The following is a 16354-nucleotide window of genomic DNA, read 5'->3' as shown; positions in this document are numbered from 1 at the left end:
GTATTGCATATATTAAGTAGATAAAATGAGCTGCGCGCTGCTATATATTAATATTTCACCAATTTGACCACTTCCTATGAGATATCAAGCGATAGCGCAGGATTATAGAAATTCTAACACACACTTGTTTCTGTTAAATATGAGGGTTTTTAGAAATTTTATCTCAATTCACGTTTCTAGTAATCTCATGTGTAGAGTCAGGGTCGTCCTCATAATGCCATTGTATTTTGATAGATTCTAAATTACCCCACGCAACTCGTGTAATCGATAATTGAAAAGAATCTCCATTATTTACACATATTGGCATACTTCTGTCAATTTTAAGTAACCAGGATGCGCTTTCAGGAATTGCCTCAATTGATGTAATTATTGAATTATGCCCAGACGTATTTTTTATTAGATTTTTTGTTGGGCTACTTCGGATAATTTCACTCCAAGGTGCTGGAGCTAAACGTCTTTGTAAATCTAGGGCTTGTCGTGCTATTTTGTTTGCTTCTTCTGATTTATCATTAGCTATGTGAGCTTCGCGTGCTGATTTCCAAGCGAAGAAAATAGCAATTAAAGCAACTATTACTGAAGTAGAAGAAATGATTAATTCTGGAGACATAATATACACGCAGACCTTTCACTATAATTTTGATACTAAATCGTTTAGTACTTTGTCGAATTCAGACATTCTGTTTTCTTGATTAAAGAATGGAAGACCTATAATCTTGTATCCTCTTCCTAAAATATCGTTAATCTTGTAGTTGTTCTCAATCTGCCCTAAGAATTTTTCTTTCCACTCATCTTCAAATAAAAGTTGACTACCTTTAGGCTCAACATATGCTTGATATGTTTTTAACATCCTCATACTCTTTCTCACGAATAAAGAGTATGAAATCAGGCTCAAAACGTTCACCTGAATCAAACGAATAAATTGAAAAATCTTTGGCATGTAAACTATATTAAATGCCTAAAGCTCTTTCCAAAAGATAATATTCATAATCCAGTAATATTCTTCTTAAAACTTTAATATTTTGTTTCAGAAATGATATTACTTCTGTGTCGTCATTTATTTCATTGCATTGGTTAAAGTGATTTTCTATTTTTTTAATAGCAGATGATGGAACTCCAAAGTCTATCAAAAATCTGAATTTTTCACCTATATTTTCATTCTCTAAAAGAGCATTGAATGCACTATAGTCACCATATTCATTATTGCAATTATTCTCAAAAGTATATTTTTGAATAGACTCTACTACTGAAAGCAATTTTGGAATTTTATAGTTAGCATCATTTCTAACAAACTTCAGAACATCTTCTATAGCTTTTTCATGAGGATCTTTAATTGATTTTTTTGTCTTTAAAAAATTCTCTCTTTTAAGAATTATTTCTTTTAACGATTTGTTGACAATGTTTAATGACATTATAGCTTTGGATTGCGCAAATTTTTCATTATCCTTATTATCTAAATATTTGTATGCTAAATAAAGAGTCTTCCATAAATCATTGTACGACGGAATTCCAGTCCACTTTAAATAAGACAAATTATCAACATTTGCTTTAATATAATTATATAAATTCTTCTGTCCCTCAACAGAAATTATATTTTTTCTAATTATTTTCTGTAGATCTACTGGCATGTTTGAAGTCAATAGCTTTTTTCTATTTTTATTTTCAACGTATTCGTCAGGTATACTGAATAATATCTCATCTGATATGTTATATTGATCAACAAAAGGAACATCAATTGAAAATTCTTCATGCTGCAATTCTTCATTAAATAAATAAACATCTCCAGTGTAGTACTTTCCCATTCTACCTGCTCTACCTTTAATATTAGAAAAGTCAAAAAAATCAATACGACTATTTCCTTTATTTTGGCTATATATTAAAATATTTTTTGCAATAGTGTTCACACCTTCTATTAATGACGCGGTTGCAAACATAATTGAAAGGATTCCCTTATTAAACATTTCAATTTCGGAAGAAACTATATGTCTAGGCAAAGCTCCATTGTGAGCTCCTATTCCATTCTCCATAAGTTTTTTAAGATTCCATTCAGTAGATATATTTTCATCAATCCATTCAAATATTGGCAATCTACTATTACAAAAATTAGTAGGTTTTAAATAAGCTATGTATTCATTAGCTAATTTATAGGCTTCATTTGGTGATTTTACATACACTATACTTGGTTTTTTTAATTTTTCAAGTAATTTAAATAGTTCACGCTTTTTTTGATTACCTTTCAAAGGTCTATTATTTTTACGAACTTCCTTTATATTGGTATTAACTAATGAATAATCCGTTTTAAAAAATTCAACATTATATTTTTCAATAAATTTGTCTGAAAGCGAATTTACGCAAGGAGTCAAAAACAAAGCTTGAGGCTTGTGTTCCATAATCTTCATTATAGAAATATTTAGAGCATCTATTCTATCGTCATTTCTCAAACTGCTAACTTTATAGAATTCATCAACAACAAAAAAATCAATTTTTGGTAAACTTGTATAGTCAAGGACTCTTTCCGCAGTTAATATAAATATATTATTTTCTGCCGCTTTTTGATTTGTGCTTATAACAATGTTGTAATAGTCTCGGTATTTGCTCATGTTTTTTCTTGTTTCGTCAATTAGAGCAAGTGTAGGTTGAATTATTAAAATATTTTTATATTGTTTTCTAGCAACAAATTCTTCAATAAGAAGACTTTTGCCAAAACTTGTTGGAGCACTAACTGCAATATTTTTCTTTAAACTAACTGCTATTTCAATTTCTTTTTGCTTTTCATGAAAATATACGCCATTTAAAAAATCTGATTTGAAAAAAGCACTACGAATGCTAGATTGTAAAGATTGATTATAACTTTTAACACTTTTGATTTTATCAATGTAGTAAGGATAAAACCCAGCTCTTTCAATCAAATCCAGCCAAATAGGTTTGATGTCGTCATTGACTTGTTCCCAATTTTCTAATATATTTATCAGAAAAGTTCTTGCTTTAGACGTATCTATAACCGAGGTACAATATTTAGCACACTCCCAATTATATTCAAAATCTTTTAAAAAATTAACATTAAATTCAACATCATTATTACTCATATTTGTTGGCCTCCTTTTAATTTTTGATGAAGAGAAGATACGAATTCTCTCTTATTATCCAAAGGAAATGCTAACAAATAAACATTAAGATGTTCCTTCCATTTGTGCTTACTCAACGATTTATCCATTCTATCATATAATTTGTTAACTTCTTCTTTTAATGTTTCTTTGAAATTAACTTCATTGAAGTGAACTAAGCTGTTACTTTCAAATGCAGCAAACAGACAAATGTTAATATTTGCTAATTTTTCAAGATTTTTCGTACGATAATCCAACAGTTTTAAAATATAATCATCGCATGCAGTTTTAGAGTCACATATTCTATTTGTTATAATTTGGAATTCATCTTCTAGAAAATTAACATTACAATGACTCATTACATCTTTTACGAGTTCATCAATTGCTGTAGTTGGATTTCTATATAGCTTAGATTCTCCCAACCATATAATTTTTTTATCAGTGTCTACATGTACTGCATCAAAACCATGTGCGACACCGTTAATACTGTCTTTAAAATATATTTTAGAAATTAATGAATCTGCACCAAAATACTCATGTAAGATATGATATAGTAGTAATTCGCCAAATTCACCTCTTTTGATATATTTATCTTCTGTAGATTTAGAATCTAAATATTCTCTACTAGCTTCTTGGATTTCTTTAATAGAATATATTTTCTTCAAAGCCTCTCTTACAGTTGGAACCAATCCTATTGTATCTTTTTTCATATTCATTACGTCTGTTCCAAAGGCAAAAGCAGGTATATCGTTAAATAACTCATCATAAAATTTATCTTTTGACTGGCAATAGCCACTATCAAGTAAATCAAAACTTATATAGTAAATATGTAATTCATCATTAATTTTTATATTCTCTGAATAAATATGACTCATTTCTTCTCCTTTCTTTTAGTTTTTATTTAATATGAATTCTAATAATTTATAACTTCTCTAACGATTATATTCAACATGCTATAAATAATTATTCAAATATAATTTTGTTTCAATATTCTCATCAATAAGTTTTTTAAAATCTTGCTTACCTTTTACATTCGCCCACTGTTTGTCTAAATCTTGTGGAAGCGAGGTTTTTACTTCCCAGTATTTGTCAGCAATTCGTTTTTCAATACTTTGCTTTTCTTCCTCTGCATCTTTTAAATTGTTTTTGCAGTTTTCTAATTTTACAGATTCTTTCTTAATTTCATTCGACAATCGTTCTATTTCTTGTTTAGCAGCAACTTCTTCCTGACCAATAGTAAAAACACCAGGTATTGTTGTACCACTCAAAAAATTTTTTCTAACAAAATTGCGATTATAAACGTATACCTTGGTATTAGAACGCTCATCCCATGTTGTATCATCGGAATTCTCATCGGTTTTATCTTTAATAAACTGACTAATTGTAGTCTTCCCTGATCCATTAGATCCAAATATAAAACATATTGGCTGTATTTTGTCCAATTTCGACATTTCAGAATCTCTATTAAATGGAACATGTTGGTAAATATTTACATCTGTAATCATCTGCAGCCCTAGTGTTTAATAGTCCTTTTTCTTGTGTGCTGTGCGATAAGTGTATAGAAGACGATCTGCGCAAGCATCAAGTAAATGGATTAGTTTGCTTTTATTTTCCATGGCATACCTCGTACTATTCCATACGCTGTACTTTTTCTTCAATAAAGGCAATCTCTTCATCATTAAGACCATACTTGCGGTAAAGTTGCCGATCGATATCATCAATGGATTTTGACCAGTCTATGTCGGACGAGCTAGTGAAATCCTGTATTGGAACATTAGACCAAGTTTCCGTATGGTTATGTTGTGTAATCTTTAGCGTACCAAGCATAGTACGAGCAAACCTGCTTTTGATATATTTATACGCTGCATTAGCTTCTTCATAGCAATCAAAAGTACCAATGGTAATAAATGATTGCGTGACACCAATTAGGGGTTCACCAATTAGAGGTGTACTTAATATTTCACCAATCGCGCCTGTTCCATTTGACGCAGGTACGATAACTTTATAGTAATCAAGATTTTTGTGTTCTTCTAAATAATTACGATTAATCCATTTATATTCTCTCTTGTTTTTTATCAAACCTAAAATTTGTACATCATTTTCCGTTTGCTGACTATCAGTAAAAACGGACAGCTGTGAAAAGATTGGCGTTGTTAAACGCTTTTCTTTGCCATTACTTCCTATAATATTTTTAAATTCTGGATGATCTTGATAAAGCTTTTTTAAATTAAATTTATTCTGAAGTACAACGCTCTTATCCAACCCAACAAAGTCTTTTGATTTCTTTACTTTGTGAAGAATAATATTCAATTCAGGGAACGCGCTAAATGTATCAATTGCACCAAACGATGCTGTCTTGTTTCGCTCTGTTATAGCTAACCCACCTTTAATATCCACATCTGGAAATGTATCTGTTGATTTAGCAATATACTTGCTAACCTTAAGATGCTTATCATTAAGCATCTTAAGATTCCAGGATTTATCTGTCTTTCCAGCGTTAAATAAAAATCTTGCTGGAGTAATAAGACAAACTAAATAGGACAAGTAATGAGACAAATCCATAAACATTGGGTAAATAGGTTTATCGCTAGTATCTTTTGAATTTTCCTGATACGGCGGATTTCCTACGATTGCTCCAAATTCCACTTTTTCACCCCCTTGAATGTTATCTTGTAATGTAATCTCATCAAAATCTTTCTTCTGACTGAGAAGTTCAATTATTCGATTATAGTCCACCTCCTCGTTATTTGTTTTAATATCGAGAAGGTCGTAGCTTGTAAAGTTCTTAGCAATACAAGCAGTATTTAGTCCAAGTATTTCGTAGAAACGTCTTGTGAACTCATATGCAACGCTTGAAGTAGGAATAGCGTAGATGCTGTTTCTTATTTCTTCAAGCGTAAAGCCTAATGCCTGTAAACGTTTTGCGAGTGCTACTGTATATTCGCCTGCTTTTGATGCAATATCAAGTAATTTTTTACCTGATTTAATGATGTTGCGCAATTGGTCTTCGGAGAGCATCTCCACCATTTCATCTGCCACTTTTATGGGAGTTATGATTTCAGAAGCAGACATACGGCTAAATTTGGCAAGTGAAGTTACAGCACGCTCAAGGGGCTTTAAGTTTTCGTCAGTGGCAAGTGTAGATATATTTTGGATTTTATAATCTAATGCACTGAGCTTAAAAGCATTGAGTGAATTTCGCAAAACCTCGATATCATACGTATTGATACCTAGATTTTGAGCAATTCTATTATTTTTACCGTGATGCAATGTTTCTAAAATGTCGTCCAGTGACCTTACTGATTCTGGGCAAAGGAACGAGAAGAAGAGGATGCGCTGATAATACGTGCGTATCTTGTTTTCTAAGTCTTTGATTTCTTTATCATCTGTTATAGCTGTGAGAGGTGACTGTCTCTGTGGCTCTGCGTCATCATTATAATCATCCAGCGCGTCATCTGCGTCATCATTGACATCAAAATCCTGCCCATCTGTTTCACTTGCATGGGCTTCCAGAGTTAAGCCTGCCTTAGATCCAAATGGATTTTGTGCTTCAATTACATCCCGCATATGCTTGTTATTTAGGATTGAGAGATCTATCGGTAAATCCATTACCTCGTCGGTAATTGAACGAGAATTGTTGTAGTGGCTAACCTCTTTTAAGATATCAGTAGCTTGCACCTGTTCTAAGCGATTATGATTCATTGTAATAACTGGCGATATAAGAAGCTCGTCAGCAATACGCTTGTCAAGCAATGAATTACCATTCTTTTCAGTGTTGGCATTGTAAATTAAAGATTTTTGCTCCTGCATAGTAAAAAGACGATGTGGGTCAAAATCTACCAGCAGAGTTTGCGGTTTTAGGCACTCTTTTATAACTTTTGTGCCGTCACTTAATTCACGAACATATTGGTTTTGTAAGCGAAATATTGCTTGATCGTATTCTTGCGGACTCGCTGTATCTTTTAGATAAATCATAGTGTCCCATTGCTCAACAGTTGAGCCAGTAAGCATTCTATTTACTGTTAAAGTGAGCGTCTTTTTACCTTCTGATTCAAGTTTTGCAATACGATTTTTAATATCTGTTGGCGCGTGGAAGTAGTGTTGTGATTCTACGCCTGAAATATTTAAAATCTCATACTCGCCGAGATTCTTAAATTCTAAAGCATGATCTGAAATTAGCTTTTCCATTGCATCGCAAGAAGCACAATATGGCAAAACCATTACAATATGCCTGCACATTTGACCTTGCTTAATTTTATCGTAGTCTAAAAATCCTAAAAGTTTTGAGTCACTAGAAGTACCATCGATAATTTTTAGAAGGTCAAAAACTTCATCTTCATGTACAAATTTTTGATGCGCATTTGTTTTTGTGTCTTTTCTAATGGATTGCGGCTTAAAGAGAGCAGATAAAGCAAGACTTACACCATGCTTTTTCAGCTCATTCATTTTTTCTATAGCCCGCTTACTTGGGTGAAAAGCAAAACGAATCATTTGGGGAAAACCAAAATAAGGGTTGTCCCATTCCTCAACATCATCCTTATCTAAGTTTTCAGCATCCCAAGCTTCCTGTTCATGAGCGATATCTGTAAATTGAACAAAAGAAATAATATCTTCTGGCTCAAATTCTGAACCCATTAATATGCGATAAGGTGTTCCGGAGAGGTGCAACCGCACTTTAGCCTTTAATTCCTTGATTTGCTTATTGGCATCTTCCAGATCTATTTGGTCATCTTCCTGCTTATCAAGAAACTTAATATTGTCTTTTAGGTCTTTTTTCTCGTCTGTTTGCACATTGCGCAAAATCTCGCCATAACTTTGAGCACGGGCACCAAAATGTGTTTCATCAACAATTAATAAGTCAATTTTATTTTCAAAGACTTGTGCATGCTTTGCCTTAATCTCAGTACCTTGCAAGTCTTGTAATGTTAGGAAAATAACTGCCGTTTCATCTTTGGCATGAATATCTGAAATTGCGTTATCGTTCTCTAATAATTCTTTTGAAGTTAAAAAGTTGTAGCCTTCAAAATTGCCGGGTTGTTCTACGTTCTTCTTCCATTCTTCACGAACGTCTGCTTTAGCAGAAACAATAAGCACAGTCTTTGCATTTATGGCTTTGGCGCATGCAAGTGATGTGAATGATTTGCCAAATCGCATAACAGCATACATTAAAAGATTTGTACGCCCCAAGTTCACTGCTTTTATAAAATTATCAACCGCTTCTTGTTGATTCGGGCGTAGTGTCCACTTTGCACCTCGTTCATAGTGTACTGTAACAGCCAAGCGCTCATTGGAATCATAGTAGGCATATTTATCACTATGTTCACTATATTTTTCACAAATATCGTTTATGGCTTCATCAATGTCAGAAGGAGTAGCATCTTTAAAAAATTCACGGCTATAGTATAGATCCTTTTTTGGTAAATCTTGTGGTTTTAATCGTTCTTTGCCAAGAGATACTTCTAAGTAATGATGAACAGCGTGGTCACGAAAATAGACATCGTCAGTCACTGTTGCTGTATGTTCATATTCTTTCTTCAAATCTGGGAACTTGTGCTCCCATTCCTTTAATCGAATGCTGACAGGACGATAGGTATCTCCAACTTTTAGATAGTTGGGAATTGTGCCTGTTTGGAAAGCATAAATGTGAGGTGTAACTCTTCCAAAAATAATATTATCTAGCAATTCAAGATTGTCTACTTGCTTCATTGTTTTTCTCCTGTAAAAGTAAGTCATTAAATGTGTTGGTTTTATTAGTGCGCCAATCTTTTATTTGGCAGGATGTTGAAGTTTGAGAGTCTATATTTTTTTCAGTTTCTTCAAAATCAAATAAAGTTGGCTGAGTATTTGCATGTATCTCACTACAATAAGGCGGATATCCTGTAAGTCCATCCATTTGCCAGATGTTCCAAGAAATAATAGTTGCTATGCTTAAAAGCTCTGATTCTGTAGGTTTTCTATTAAGTGAATCACGCATATAATCAACATATGTTGCAAGAAGGTTTTCTCTTGCTAGAAGCAGGCTATCTCCTTGATATTCAAAACCATATATAGATTCAAATGCACGTTTAGACCACTTGAGCCAATCTATTTCATCACTAGTGTTCTCTTTAACTACTCTAAGCTTGCGATCCAAAAGTCCGATACGTTGCTTAAGTGGAATTATTTCGCCAGTTGTTGCATCATATCTGCTAACTAAATAAGGAGCCTCTCCACATGTTATTTCCATTCGACGTTCATCTACATACGCCATCCAATTTTTTGAGCGATTATCTGAAAACTCAATTTTTTCTGTGGTAGAAGTCCAACTTTTGTCATTAGTACGATTAAAAACATTAGATCTACCAAACCATGCTTCATCAACAATATTATTTTGTTCATTGCAAATCCAAGATGGGGTAAATACCTCAGCCTTATTTTTAGTTCGGGATGTTTGCAATTCGCGAGATTTTGATGTTCTAGGTGCAATCAACCCTGCATATTTACCAGTAATTGAAGCAATGGTTATTTCGGAATGCGCTTGATGAATATGACCATAATTTTTATAATCGTTAGTTGCCCAGCAAATATTGCGTTTTGTTGTATGATCTAACAATAAAGCAGAGAAAACCTTAGGATATTTCTCATACAATGTTTGTTCATCAACATTTTGCTCAAAAGCATAATCAAGAATTGATTTACTCATTTACTCATTTCCTTAAAATCAACCACCGTTTCAATAAGTCTTCAATTTTTAGTCAAACGAGGCAAATAATTTTGTTGATATATTATATAATCAAGCTCTTTTCCCCTTAAACTTAGTAATCAAATTACTGCCGCAATGACTCTCTTCTTAAATTATATTTTACATACAGTTATCTTGTATCGATATAATCTGCTTATAATTCTTATTCTTCCCCCTATAAATTACATATAAATATCACATATCCCTACTCGGTATGAGAAAAATAATCAGATAAATATATTTTTATTATATTTAAAAATTATGGCTGCAACAACATAGTCATAAAATTTGTAAAAACGTCAAAATTTGTATACGCTTATATGTACGACAAGCTCACTTCACTATAGGAAGTGTTATTGATGGATTAATTAGCTTTTTAAAGACTATAAGGTACAATGAAAATGTAATTGCGGTGTGCGTTTGCGGACACACACCTGTGGGAGCTGACATAGTTTCGGCTCCCTCTTTTATTTTGAGTAGTTGAATAGTAATAGCTAATATCTAGAAATAGTGATAAACTCCCTGATGACAGCAGCCCCCTAAGCCTACTAACAGTGCTCAAATCTGGGAGTTCTTTTTTGATAAGCGTCTCTGCAATTTAAGCATTGGGTTTATAGGCCAAAAAGTGTGTAAAGCCAATCTGGTGAATATTATTGGGGGCATAAGCCAAGATCTAAACACCGTTAAATTCTCAGTCAACTATCTGAGAAAGTAACAGTGTTTGACGATTGCTACGTACTACTTTCTGAATCAACCAGCTTAAAGCCGCAGCGCGCTAAACTTTTTAGGATAGCCTTCGCTAAGTACGCAAAACCGCCTAAAGTACGCAAAACACCTAAACCAACAACGGAAAGCTATAATCTGAATAGTGATTAAACTTTTGCTTTCAATTGCTTGCGTATGCTTGCAACTATTTTGTAAAATGAGTGAAGAAAGGACGCAAACACAATGACAAATACGAATGCTGTATATGCAAGAATCGATACAAATCTTAAAGAAAACGCTGAAAGCATATTGAACCAGCTTGGAATAACACCATCTTCAGCAATCCAAATGCTTTATAGTCAAATCGTTTTACAAAAAGGCATGCCATTTGAACTTCGTCTGCCGACTAATACGCAAGAAAAACCGCTTGCTTTAGGCAACTTAACAAGAGATGAGTTGGATAAGGAATTGCAAAAAGGCATCAACTCACTTTCGACTGGCAAATCTTATAGTGCAGATGAAGTAGACCAATTCTTCGCTAAGGAATACGGCGTATGAGCACAACCTATAGCGTCATTTATTCTCCACAAGCGTTCCTTGATCTCACTGGGCTATACGAATACATTCGCTTTAATTTACAAGTTCCTAAAACAGCTGAAAAACAAGTCAACCGCATTAAGCATGCTATACGTTCTCTTGAGACTATGCCTATGCGATATACGCTTGTAGAGTGGGAGCCGTGGCATTCTATGGGAATACGCAGGGTTCACATAGATAACTACACAGCTTTTTACCTCGTAGATGAAGATAAATGTAGCGTAATGGTTGTTCGTATCTTTTATGCAGGCAGAAACATTGAAAATATTATCAACAACAAATAATGGAAATTCGACAATATGTGACATATCTTTCTAAAAGTCCAATGTAACGTTTTATATGGTCAAAATCATGACTTGGTGCCAATGAACTTTTTTGATCCGACCTACATGCCTCAAGATTTGCGCAAAGCTCATGACGAGCTAGATAGAATAGTAGACGTTGCTTTTGGTGCTACAAAGCCTTGCTCCAATAATGACGAGCGTTTGGAAATTCTCTTCAAATCCTATATTCGCATGACTCAAGAATGAATTTAAGTTAAATAAGTAGAAAAGCCCGACGAGATTTACGCGCCGGGCTTTTAGTGTATTCAGTTAGTTATTGCGTAGATTACTTATTCTTTGCTGCTATCTTCTTTAGCAGTAATATCTTCTTTATCTGCGCTATATTCCTTTTCGCTATCTTCAGACTTATTTTCCTCAGATTTGTTCTCTTCAGTAGCAACAACAGCAGTTGTGTCTATTGTCTCAAACTTTTCGCCTTTAATTGTGAACTCCCCCAGCAATCCTTCGCCTTCAGCATCCACCTTAATGTGTTCGCCGTCAGAAAGTTCACCAAGCAAAATCTTTTCAGAAATAGTATCCTCAATATCTCGCTGAATTACGCGACGCAACGGACGCGCACCGAGCAAAGGATCGAAGCCTTTCTGTGCAAGCAAATTCTTAGCGGCATCCGTAATTTCTAGAGACATGTGACGGTCAAACAGCCTGTCGTTAAGCAACTTCACGTCCATGTCAACAATTTTACGAACTTCTGGCTCTGTAAGCTGACGGAACACAATAGTGTCGTCCAAACGGTTTAAGAACTCTGGACGGAAATGACGCTTAAGCTCAGAATTAACCTGATCTTTCATGCGCTGATACGTGGAATCAGCGTTATTTCCAAGTGTAAAGCCAGTGTTTGCAGCCTTCGCAATATCGCGAGTACCAAGATTGGTGGTAAGAATAATAATCGTATTCTTAAAGTCCACTTTTCTACCCTGACCGTCTGTTAAGTGACCGTCATCGAGTACTTGCAAAAGCGTGTTGAAAATATCTGGATGAGCTTTTTCAATCTCGTCGAAAAGCACCACGGAGAATGGCTTTCTGCGAACTTTTTCAGTAAGCTCGCCGCCTTCTTCATATCCAACATATCCAGGAGGAGCACCGAAAAGCCTAGACGCGGCGTACTTTTCTGCAAACTCTGACATGTCAACTCTAATTAAGGCATTATCGTCATCAAACAAGAAGTTTGCGAGTGCCTTGGCAAGCTCAGTTTTACCAACTCCAGTAGGACCGGCAAAAATAAACGAGCCAGAAGGACGTTTAGGATCCTTCAAACCAACTCGAGCACGACGAATCGAGCGAGCTAAAGCAGACACAGCTTCATCTTGACCAACAATACGCTTGTGAAGTTCAGATTCCATTTGAAGAAGCTTCTGCGATTCCGCTTGAGTAAGCTTTACTACAGGAATGCCTGTAGTGCTTGAAACAACGGAAGCGATCATGTCTTCGTCAACAACCATCTTGACGTTAGACTCGCCTTCGCGCCAAGCCTTTTCCTTCTCTGCAGCTTCATTCTCAAGCTTTTCTTGATCGTCGCGAAGATTGGCAGCTTCTTCAAAATCTTGCTGCTTGATTGCTTCATCTTTCTTTTCGGAAATCTTAGCAATCTTATGGTTTAATTCTTTGAGCTCAGGTGGCTGAGTCAAGCGCTTAATACGCAAGCGCGCACCAGCTTCATCAATAAGATCAATAGCCTTATCTGGAAGGTGACGATCTTGAATGTAACGATCAGAAAGCTCAGCAGAAGACTGTAAAGCTCCATCGGTAATAGTTACATGATGGTGATTTTCGTAGCGAGAACGCAATCCCTTAAGAATCTCAATAGTTTCAGCAATTGTAGGTTCTGGAACTTGAATCGGCTGGAAACGACGCTCCAAAGCAGCATCTTTTTCAATATACTTGCGATACTCGTCAGTAGTAGTAGCACCAATTGTCTGTAGCTCTCCACGCGCAAGCATTGGTTTAAGCATATCGGATGCGCCAAGAGCTCCATCAGCAGAACCTGCTCCAACAATAGTGTGAATTTCATCAATAAAAAGCACAATATCGCCGCGTGTTTTAATTTCTTTAAGCACTTTCTTCAAGCGCTCTTCGAAATCGCCACGATAGCGAGATCCTGCAATCATTGAACCTAAGTCTAGCGAATAAACTTGCTTATTTTTTAACGTTTCAGGCACATCGCCTTCAACGATTTTCTGTGCGAGACCTTCTACAACTGCAGTCTTACCAACTCCAGGCTCGCCAATAAGCACAGGATTATTCTTCGTGCGTCGGCTAAGTACAACCATAACGCGTTCAATTTCTTCAGAACGACCTATAACAGGATCGAGCTTTCCTTCTTGAGCTTCAAATGTTAAATTGCGTCCAAATTGATCAAGAAGAGCAGAGCCAGATTGATTTCGCTTATCTTGCACACTTCCAGCATTAGCTAACTCGCCCTTCTCGCTACCGTTAGGAGCATTATCTCCACGAATTAAATCAACAGTAGTGCTTCGCAAGTCTCCAAGATCAACTTCCATCTTTATAAGTACTTGCGTGCCAACTCCTTCGCCTTCGCGTATAAGCCCTAGCAAAATATGCTCAGTACCAATATAACTGTGACCAAGCTGAAGAGCTTCACGCAAACTCAGTTCAAGCACTTGCTTAGCGTGAGGCGTAAAAGGAATATGACCAGCAGGCGAAACAGTGCCTTTGCCGATCATCTCTTCAACCTGTTTGCGAGTGCCTTCTAGGTCTACGCCTTTTGAGCTTAACGCTTTCGCGGCAATGCCCTCACCTTCGCGAATAAGCCCGAGCAAAATATGCTCAGTACCAATATAATTGTGCTGAAGTGAGCGAGCCTCTTCCTGAGCTAGCACAATCACGCGTCGTGCGCGATCAGTGAACCGTTCAAACATAACTGCCTTCCGTTCTTTTCTTTCATTCCATGGTAACGAGTCGCCATGACGCGAAGCGTCGTATATACTTACTCATTCGTACAGCATTCCATAGCATCACAATAGTCATGCATGATGAACCTAAATATTCATGTTTTCGTTTCTGCATAATTACTTATGCTGTCTGCGAGATTTTCTTTTATATAATCGCATTGATGCGGATGCTGTAGTTTTTGAAGTGTCTTCAGATTCTTGTGGCTCTTCCACTTTTCCTGTTAACGGTATTTCTTCTGTAACAGAATTTTCGTCTACTAAGTTTACTTCTGAAGAATCAGGATAATCTGTATCTTTTGGGATTTTTTAGATTTTTCAGATTCATTAGCTACAGTCTCTTCAATTTTTTCAGTTTGATTTTCAACTTCAATTTCGCGATTTTTATCATCATTATTTTCATATGATTTTTCGTCAATAGTTGAATTGTCAATTAAATCAGGTTCAGATAAATTATTTTGTTCATCTTTATCTGTTGATGCTTCTTTTTTGTTGCGCAATTTTGAATCTAATTTTCTGTGCTTACGACGATGCATCTTACTGTCTTCAATTGCTTCCTCAATAAGCTCAACGTCTGCTCGCTCATCTCGTGGAGCTTGTTGCAAAATATCAATATGATAATCGTCGTATGCAGGCTCAGATTGAATCCAAAGCTGCGATGGCTCAGGTGGTTCAATGTCAGAATGCTCACCACAAGCATGATCAAGCGAGACAACTCGCCCATCGTCTGGGCTCCACATGTTTGCGCATACGCCAAACATAGAGCCTAAACTTCCAGCTAGAGGAATGAGGAATCCGCATGATGAACATGCTTTGCCATCGGCAATTTTTGTAGATAACGACTTTGGACCATGTTGACCTGCGTACCAGCGTTTAGCTGTTTGCGAAATTGCTTCCGCAGTCATTACTCGTCTGCGAGACAGTCTTAGCGTTGAAACAGCTTCTTCAAGATCTTCATCAAAATCATTATTTGCATCGCAAGATTCTTGATTTTGATTAATATCTTTTTCTGCGTTTGCGTTTGTGTCTGCATCTTCTTCGCTAGTATTAGCTTCAGTATTATCTTCAGCCTCAGTATTAGCTTTAGCGTCATCTTCAGTTTTAGACTCAGAATTATCATCTGAATTTGCTGATTCTATATTCTTTTCAGAATTACTATCATCAATATTATTTACTTGACGGAAGCCATCTTCTAGTCGAGAATCGTCTTCAGATGTGCCAATAGAATCCATTACAGAAAGATCACTTGGTTTCAATCGGTCTTTCCATGGAATCCATGGTGGTGGAAGCAAAGAATCTTCAGTAGGAACAAGCGTTGATTCATTCACAGTCCAACGTTGCGTTTCCTCATCATGATACAACGTAACTGACCACTGCCAGCCTTCATATCCAACTAAATTGCTTACGAAACGAAAGTCTGTAACTCCGTCACCAAGCTCTGTAGAAGATACAAAATCACCTACTGCACCAGTACGTTCTGAAGTTTCCACAGCTATACTTCTAGCTAGTTCTTGTGGATCCATCACTTCATCAGTCATAAATAATATTCCAGACACTATTCCTGAACGTCAAAATTATCTGCCACTGCACGCAACAATGTAGCAAGTTTTTTGCTTTCAGCAGTTGATGGATAATGACGTCGACGCAAACCATTACCAGCAGAATCAAGAAGTTTAATAAGATCTTCTACAATAGCCGCCATATCTTCGGCTTTAGGACGAGTAGCCTTGACAAGCGACGGTGCTGTTGCAATAACATTCAAACCCATCGCCTGTGGTCCTTTGCGACCTTCAATTACAGAAAACTCAACTCGTGTACCCTTGTGTAAAGTTTTTACAGTAACTGGCAATGCTGCTGCTGGCAGGAAAACATCCTTACCATCATCTCCAACAATAAAGCCGTACCCCTTCTGCGTATCGTACCAACGCACGCGCCCATTGGGCATAACACACCTCGCTCCAAATAATTCTCATTTCGCAC

At 35.9% G+C, this 16354-nt stretch carries 14 protein-coding genes; 4 read left to right on the top strand and 10 right to left on the bottom strand.

The genetic code is table 11. The features are described 5' to 3' along the window. Positions 1–163: 163 nt before the first annotated feature. The 7 genes from HXT47_RS03985 to HXT47_RS03955 form a co-directional block, all read right to left on the bottom strand. Positions 164–607 carry a hypothetical protein gene (locus tag HXT47_RS03985; protein WP_004119548.1) on the bottom strand — a complete coding sequence of 148 codons (444 nt, stop codon included), beginning with the start codon at positions 605–607 and terminating at the stop codon, positions 164–166. Between the two features lie 21 nt (positions 608–628). Beyond that, positions 629–847: a hypothetical protein gene (locus HXT47_RS03980; RefSeq protein ID WP_004119547.1), complete on the bottom strand. Its 219-nt coding sequence runs from the start codon at positions 845–847 to the stop codon at positions 629–631. A gap of 100 nt (positions 848–947) precedes the next feature. Next, positions 948–3083 (bottom strand): DEAD/DEAH box helicase, encoded by a 2136-nt coding sequence (locus tag HXT47_RS03975; protein ID WP_004119546.1) that lies wholly within the window; start codon positions 3081–3083, stop codon positions 948–950. After that, entirely contained in the window at positions 3080–3976 is an 897-nt protein-coding gene (locus HXT47_RS03970) for a HamA C-terminal domain-containing protein (protein WP_004119543.1), read from the bottom strand. The genes HXT47_RS03975 and HXT47_RS03970 overlap by 4 nt, the downstream gene beginning before the upstream one ends. Positions 3977–4054: 78 nt before the next feature. Then, positions 4055–4606 carry an AAA family ATPase gene (locus tag HXT47_RS03965; protein WP_421788876.1) on the bottom strand — a complete coding sequence of 184 codons (552 nt, stop codon included), beginning with the start codon at positions 4604–4606 and terminating at the stop codon, positions 4055–4057. Positions 4607–4730: 124 nt separating this feature from the next. Then, the gene (locus tag HXT47_RS03960; RefSeq protein WP_421788875.1) at positions 4731–8807 is read right to left on the bottom strand and encodes a DEAD/DEAH box helicase family protein; all 4077 of its coding nucleotides are present in this window, start codon (positions 8805–8807) and stop codon (positions 4731–4733) included. Further along, positions 8785–9783 (bottom strand): hypothetical protein, encoded by a 999-nt coding sequence (locus tag HXT47_RS03955; RefSeq protein ID WP_004119533.1) that lies wholly within the window; start codon positions 9781–9783, stop codon positions 8785–8787. Before HXT47_RS03955 ends, HXT47_RS03960 begins: the two co-directional genes overlap by 23 nt. Positions 9784–10770: 987 nt before the next feature. Here HXT47_RS03955 and HXT47_RS03950 point away from each other — a divergent pair. The 3 genes from HXT47_RS03950 to HXT47_RS03940 all read left to right on the top strand — a co-directional run bounded on the left by HXT47_RS03950 (position 10771) and on the right by HXT47_RS03940 (position 11654). Then, the gene (locus HXT47_RS03950; RefSeq protein WP_421788874.1) at positions 10771–11085 is read left to right on the top strand and encodes a type II toxin-antitoxin system RelB/DinJ family antitoxin; all 315 of its coding nucleotides are present in this window, start codon (positions 10771–10773) and stop codon (positions 11083–11085) included. Continuing rightward, positions 11082–11408 carry a type II toxin-antitoxin system RelE/ParE family toxin gene (locus tag HXT47_RS03945; RefSeq protein ID WP_004119526.1) on the top strand — a complete coding sequence of 109 codons (327 nt, stop codon included), beginning with the start codon at positions 11082–11084 and terminating at the stop codon, positions 11406–11408. Before HXT47_RS03950 ends, HXT47_RS03945 begins: the two co-directional genes overlap by 4 nt. 81 nt (positions 11409–11489) lie before the next feature. Then, the gene (locus HXT47_RS03940; protein ID WP_223293642.1) at positions 11490–11654 is read left to right on the top strand and encodes a type IIL restriction-modification enzyme MmeI; all 165 of its coding nucleotides are present in this window, start codon (positions 11490–11492) and stop codon (positions 11652–11654) included. Positions 11655–11737: 83 nt separating this feature from the next. Here HXT47_RS03940 and HXT47_RS03935 read toward each other — a convergent pair whose 3' ends face one another. After that, positions 11738–14344: an ATP-dependent Clp protease ATP-binding subunit gene (locus HXT47_RS03935; protein ID WP_410299635.1), complete on the bottom strand. Its 2607-nt coding sequence runs from the start codon at positions 14342–14344 to the stop codon at positions 11738–11740. 130 nt (positions 14345–14474) lie between these two features. On the opposite strand from HXT47_RS03935, the gene HXT47_RS03930 reads away from it, so the two are divergent. Beyond that, positions 14475–14663 carry a hypothetical protein gene (locus HXT47_RS03930; RefSeq protein WP_421788873.1) on the top strand — a complete coding sequence of 63 codons (189 nt, stop codon included), beginning with the start codon at positions 14475–14477 and terminating at the stop codon, positions 14661–14663. On the opposite strand, the gene HXT47_RS03925 is transcribed toward HXT47_RS03930, so the two are convergent. Next, entirely contained in the window at positions 14641–15912 is a 1272-nt protein-coding gene (locus tag HXT47_RS03925) for a DUF3027 domain-containing protein (RefSeq protein WP_421788872.1), read from the bottom strand. The two genes, HXT47_RS03930 and HXT47_RS03925, sit on opposite strands and share 23 nt — an antisense overlap. Before the next feature lie 17 nt (positions 15913–15929). Beyond that, on the bottom strand, positions 15930–16319 hold the full coding sequence (locus tag HXT47_RS03920; RefSeq protein ID WP_004106732.1) for a cold-shock protein: 390 nt from the start codon (positions 16317–16319) through the stop codon (positions 15930–15932). Positions 16320–16354 lie beyond the last annotated feature (35 nt).

The organism is Gardnerella sp. DNF01205, from assembly GCF_049244135.1.
Classification (GTDB): Bacteria; Actinomycetota; Actinomycetes; order Actinomycetales; family Bifidobacteriaceae; genus Bifidobacterium; species Bifidobacterium leopoldii.
The sequence above is the reverse complement of the archived record's forward strand: the minus strand, read 5'-3'. Positions and strand labels throughout refer to the sequence as shown.

Excerpts from the sequence above, each read along its gene's own strand:
- HXT47_RS03985 (WP_004119548.1), bottom strand. The coding sequence starts at position 607 with ATGTCTCCAGAATTAATCATTTCTTCTACTTCAGTAATAGTTGCTTTA.
- HXT47_RS03980 (WP_004119547.1), bottom strand. The coding sequence starts at position 847 with ATGTTAAAAACATATCAAGCATATGTTGAGCCTAAAGGTAGTCAACTT.
- HXT47_RS03975 (WP_004119546.1), bottom strand. The coding sequence starts at position 3,083 with ATGAGTAATAATGATGTTGAATTTAATGTTAATTTTTTAAAAGATTTT.
- HXT47_RS03970 (WP_004119543.1), bottom strand. The coding sequence starts at position 3,976 with ATGAGTCATATTTATTCAGAGAATATAAAAATTAATGATGAATTACAT.
- HXT47_RS03965 (WP_421788876.1), bottom strand. The coding sequence starts at position 4,606 with ATGATTACAGATGTAAATATTTACCAACATGTTCCATTTAATAGAGAT.
- HXT47_RS03960 (WP_421788875.1), bottom strand. The coding sequence starts at position 8,807 with ATGAAGCAAGTAGACAATCTTGAATTGCTAGATAATATTATTTTTGGA.
- HXT47_RS03955 (WP_004119533.1), bottom strand. The coding sequence starts at position 9,783 with ATGAGTAAATCAATTCTTGATTATGCTTTTGAGCAAAATGTTGATGAA.
- HXT47_RS03950 (WP_421788874.1), top strand. The coding sequence starts at position 10,771 with ATGACAAATACGAATGCTGTATATGCAAGAATCGATACAAATCTTAAA.
- HXT47_RS03945 (WP_004119526.1), top strand. The coding sequence starts at position 11,082 with ATGAGCACAACCTATAGCGTCATTTATTCTCCACAAGCGTTCCTTGAT.
- HXT47_RS03940 (WP_223293642.1), top strand. The coding sequence starts at position 11,490 with ATGAACTTTTTTGATCCGACCTACATGCCTCAAGATTTGCGCAAAGCT.
- HXT47_RS03935 (WP_410299635.1), bottom strand. The coding sequence starts at position 14,344 with ATGTTTGAACGGTTCACTGATCGCGCACGACGCGTGATTGTGCTAGCT.
- HXT47_RS03930 (WP_421788873.1), top strand. The coding sequence starts at position 14,475 with ATGTTTTCGTTTCTGCATAATTACTTATGCTGTCTGCGAGATTTTCTT.
- HXT47_RS03925 (WP_421788872.1), bottom strand. The coding sequence starts at position 15,912 with ATGACTGATGAAGTGATGGATCCACAAGAACTAGCTAGAAGTATAGCT.
- HXT47_RS03920 (WP_004106732.1), bottom strand. The coding sequence starts at position 16,319 with ATGCCCAATGGGCGCGTGCGTTGGTACGATACGCAGAAGGGGTACGGC.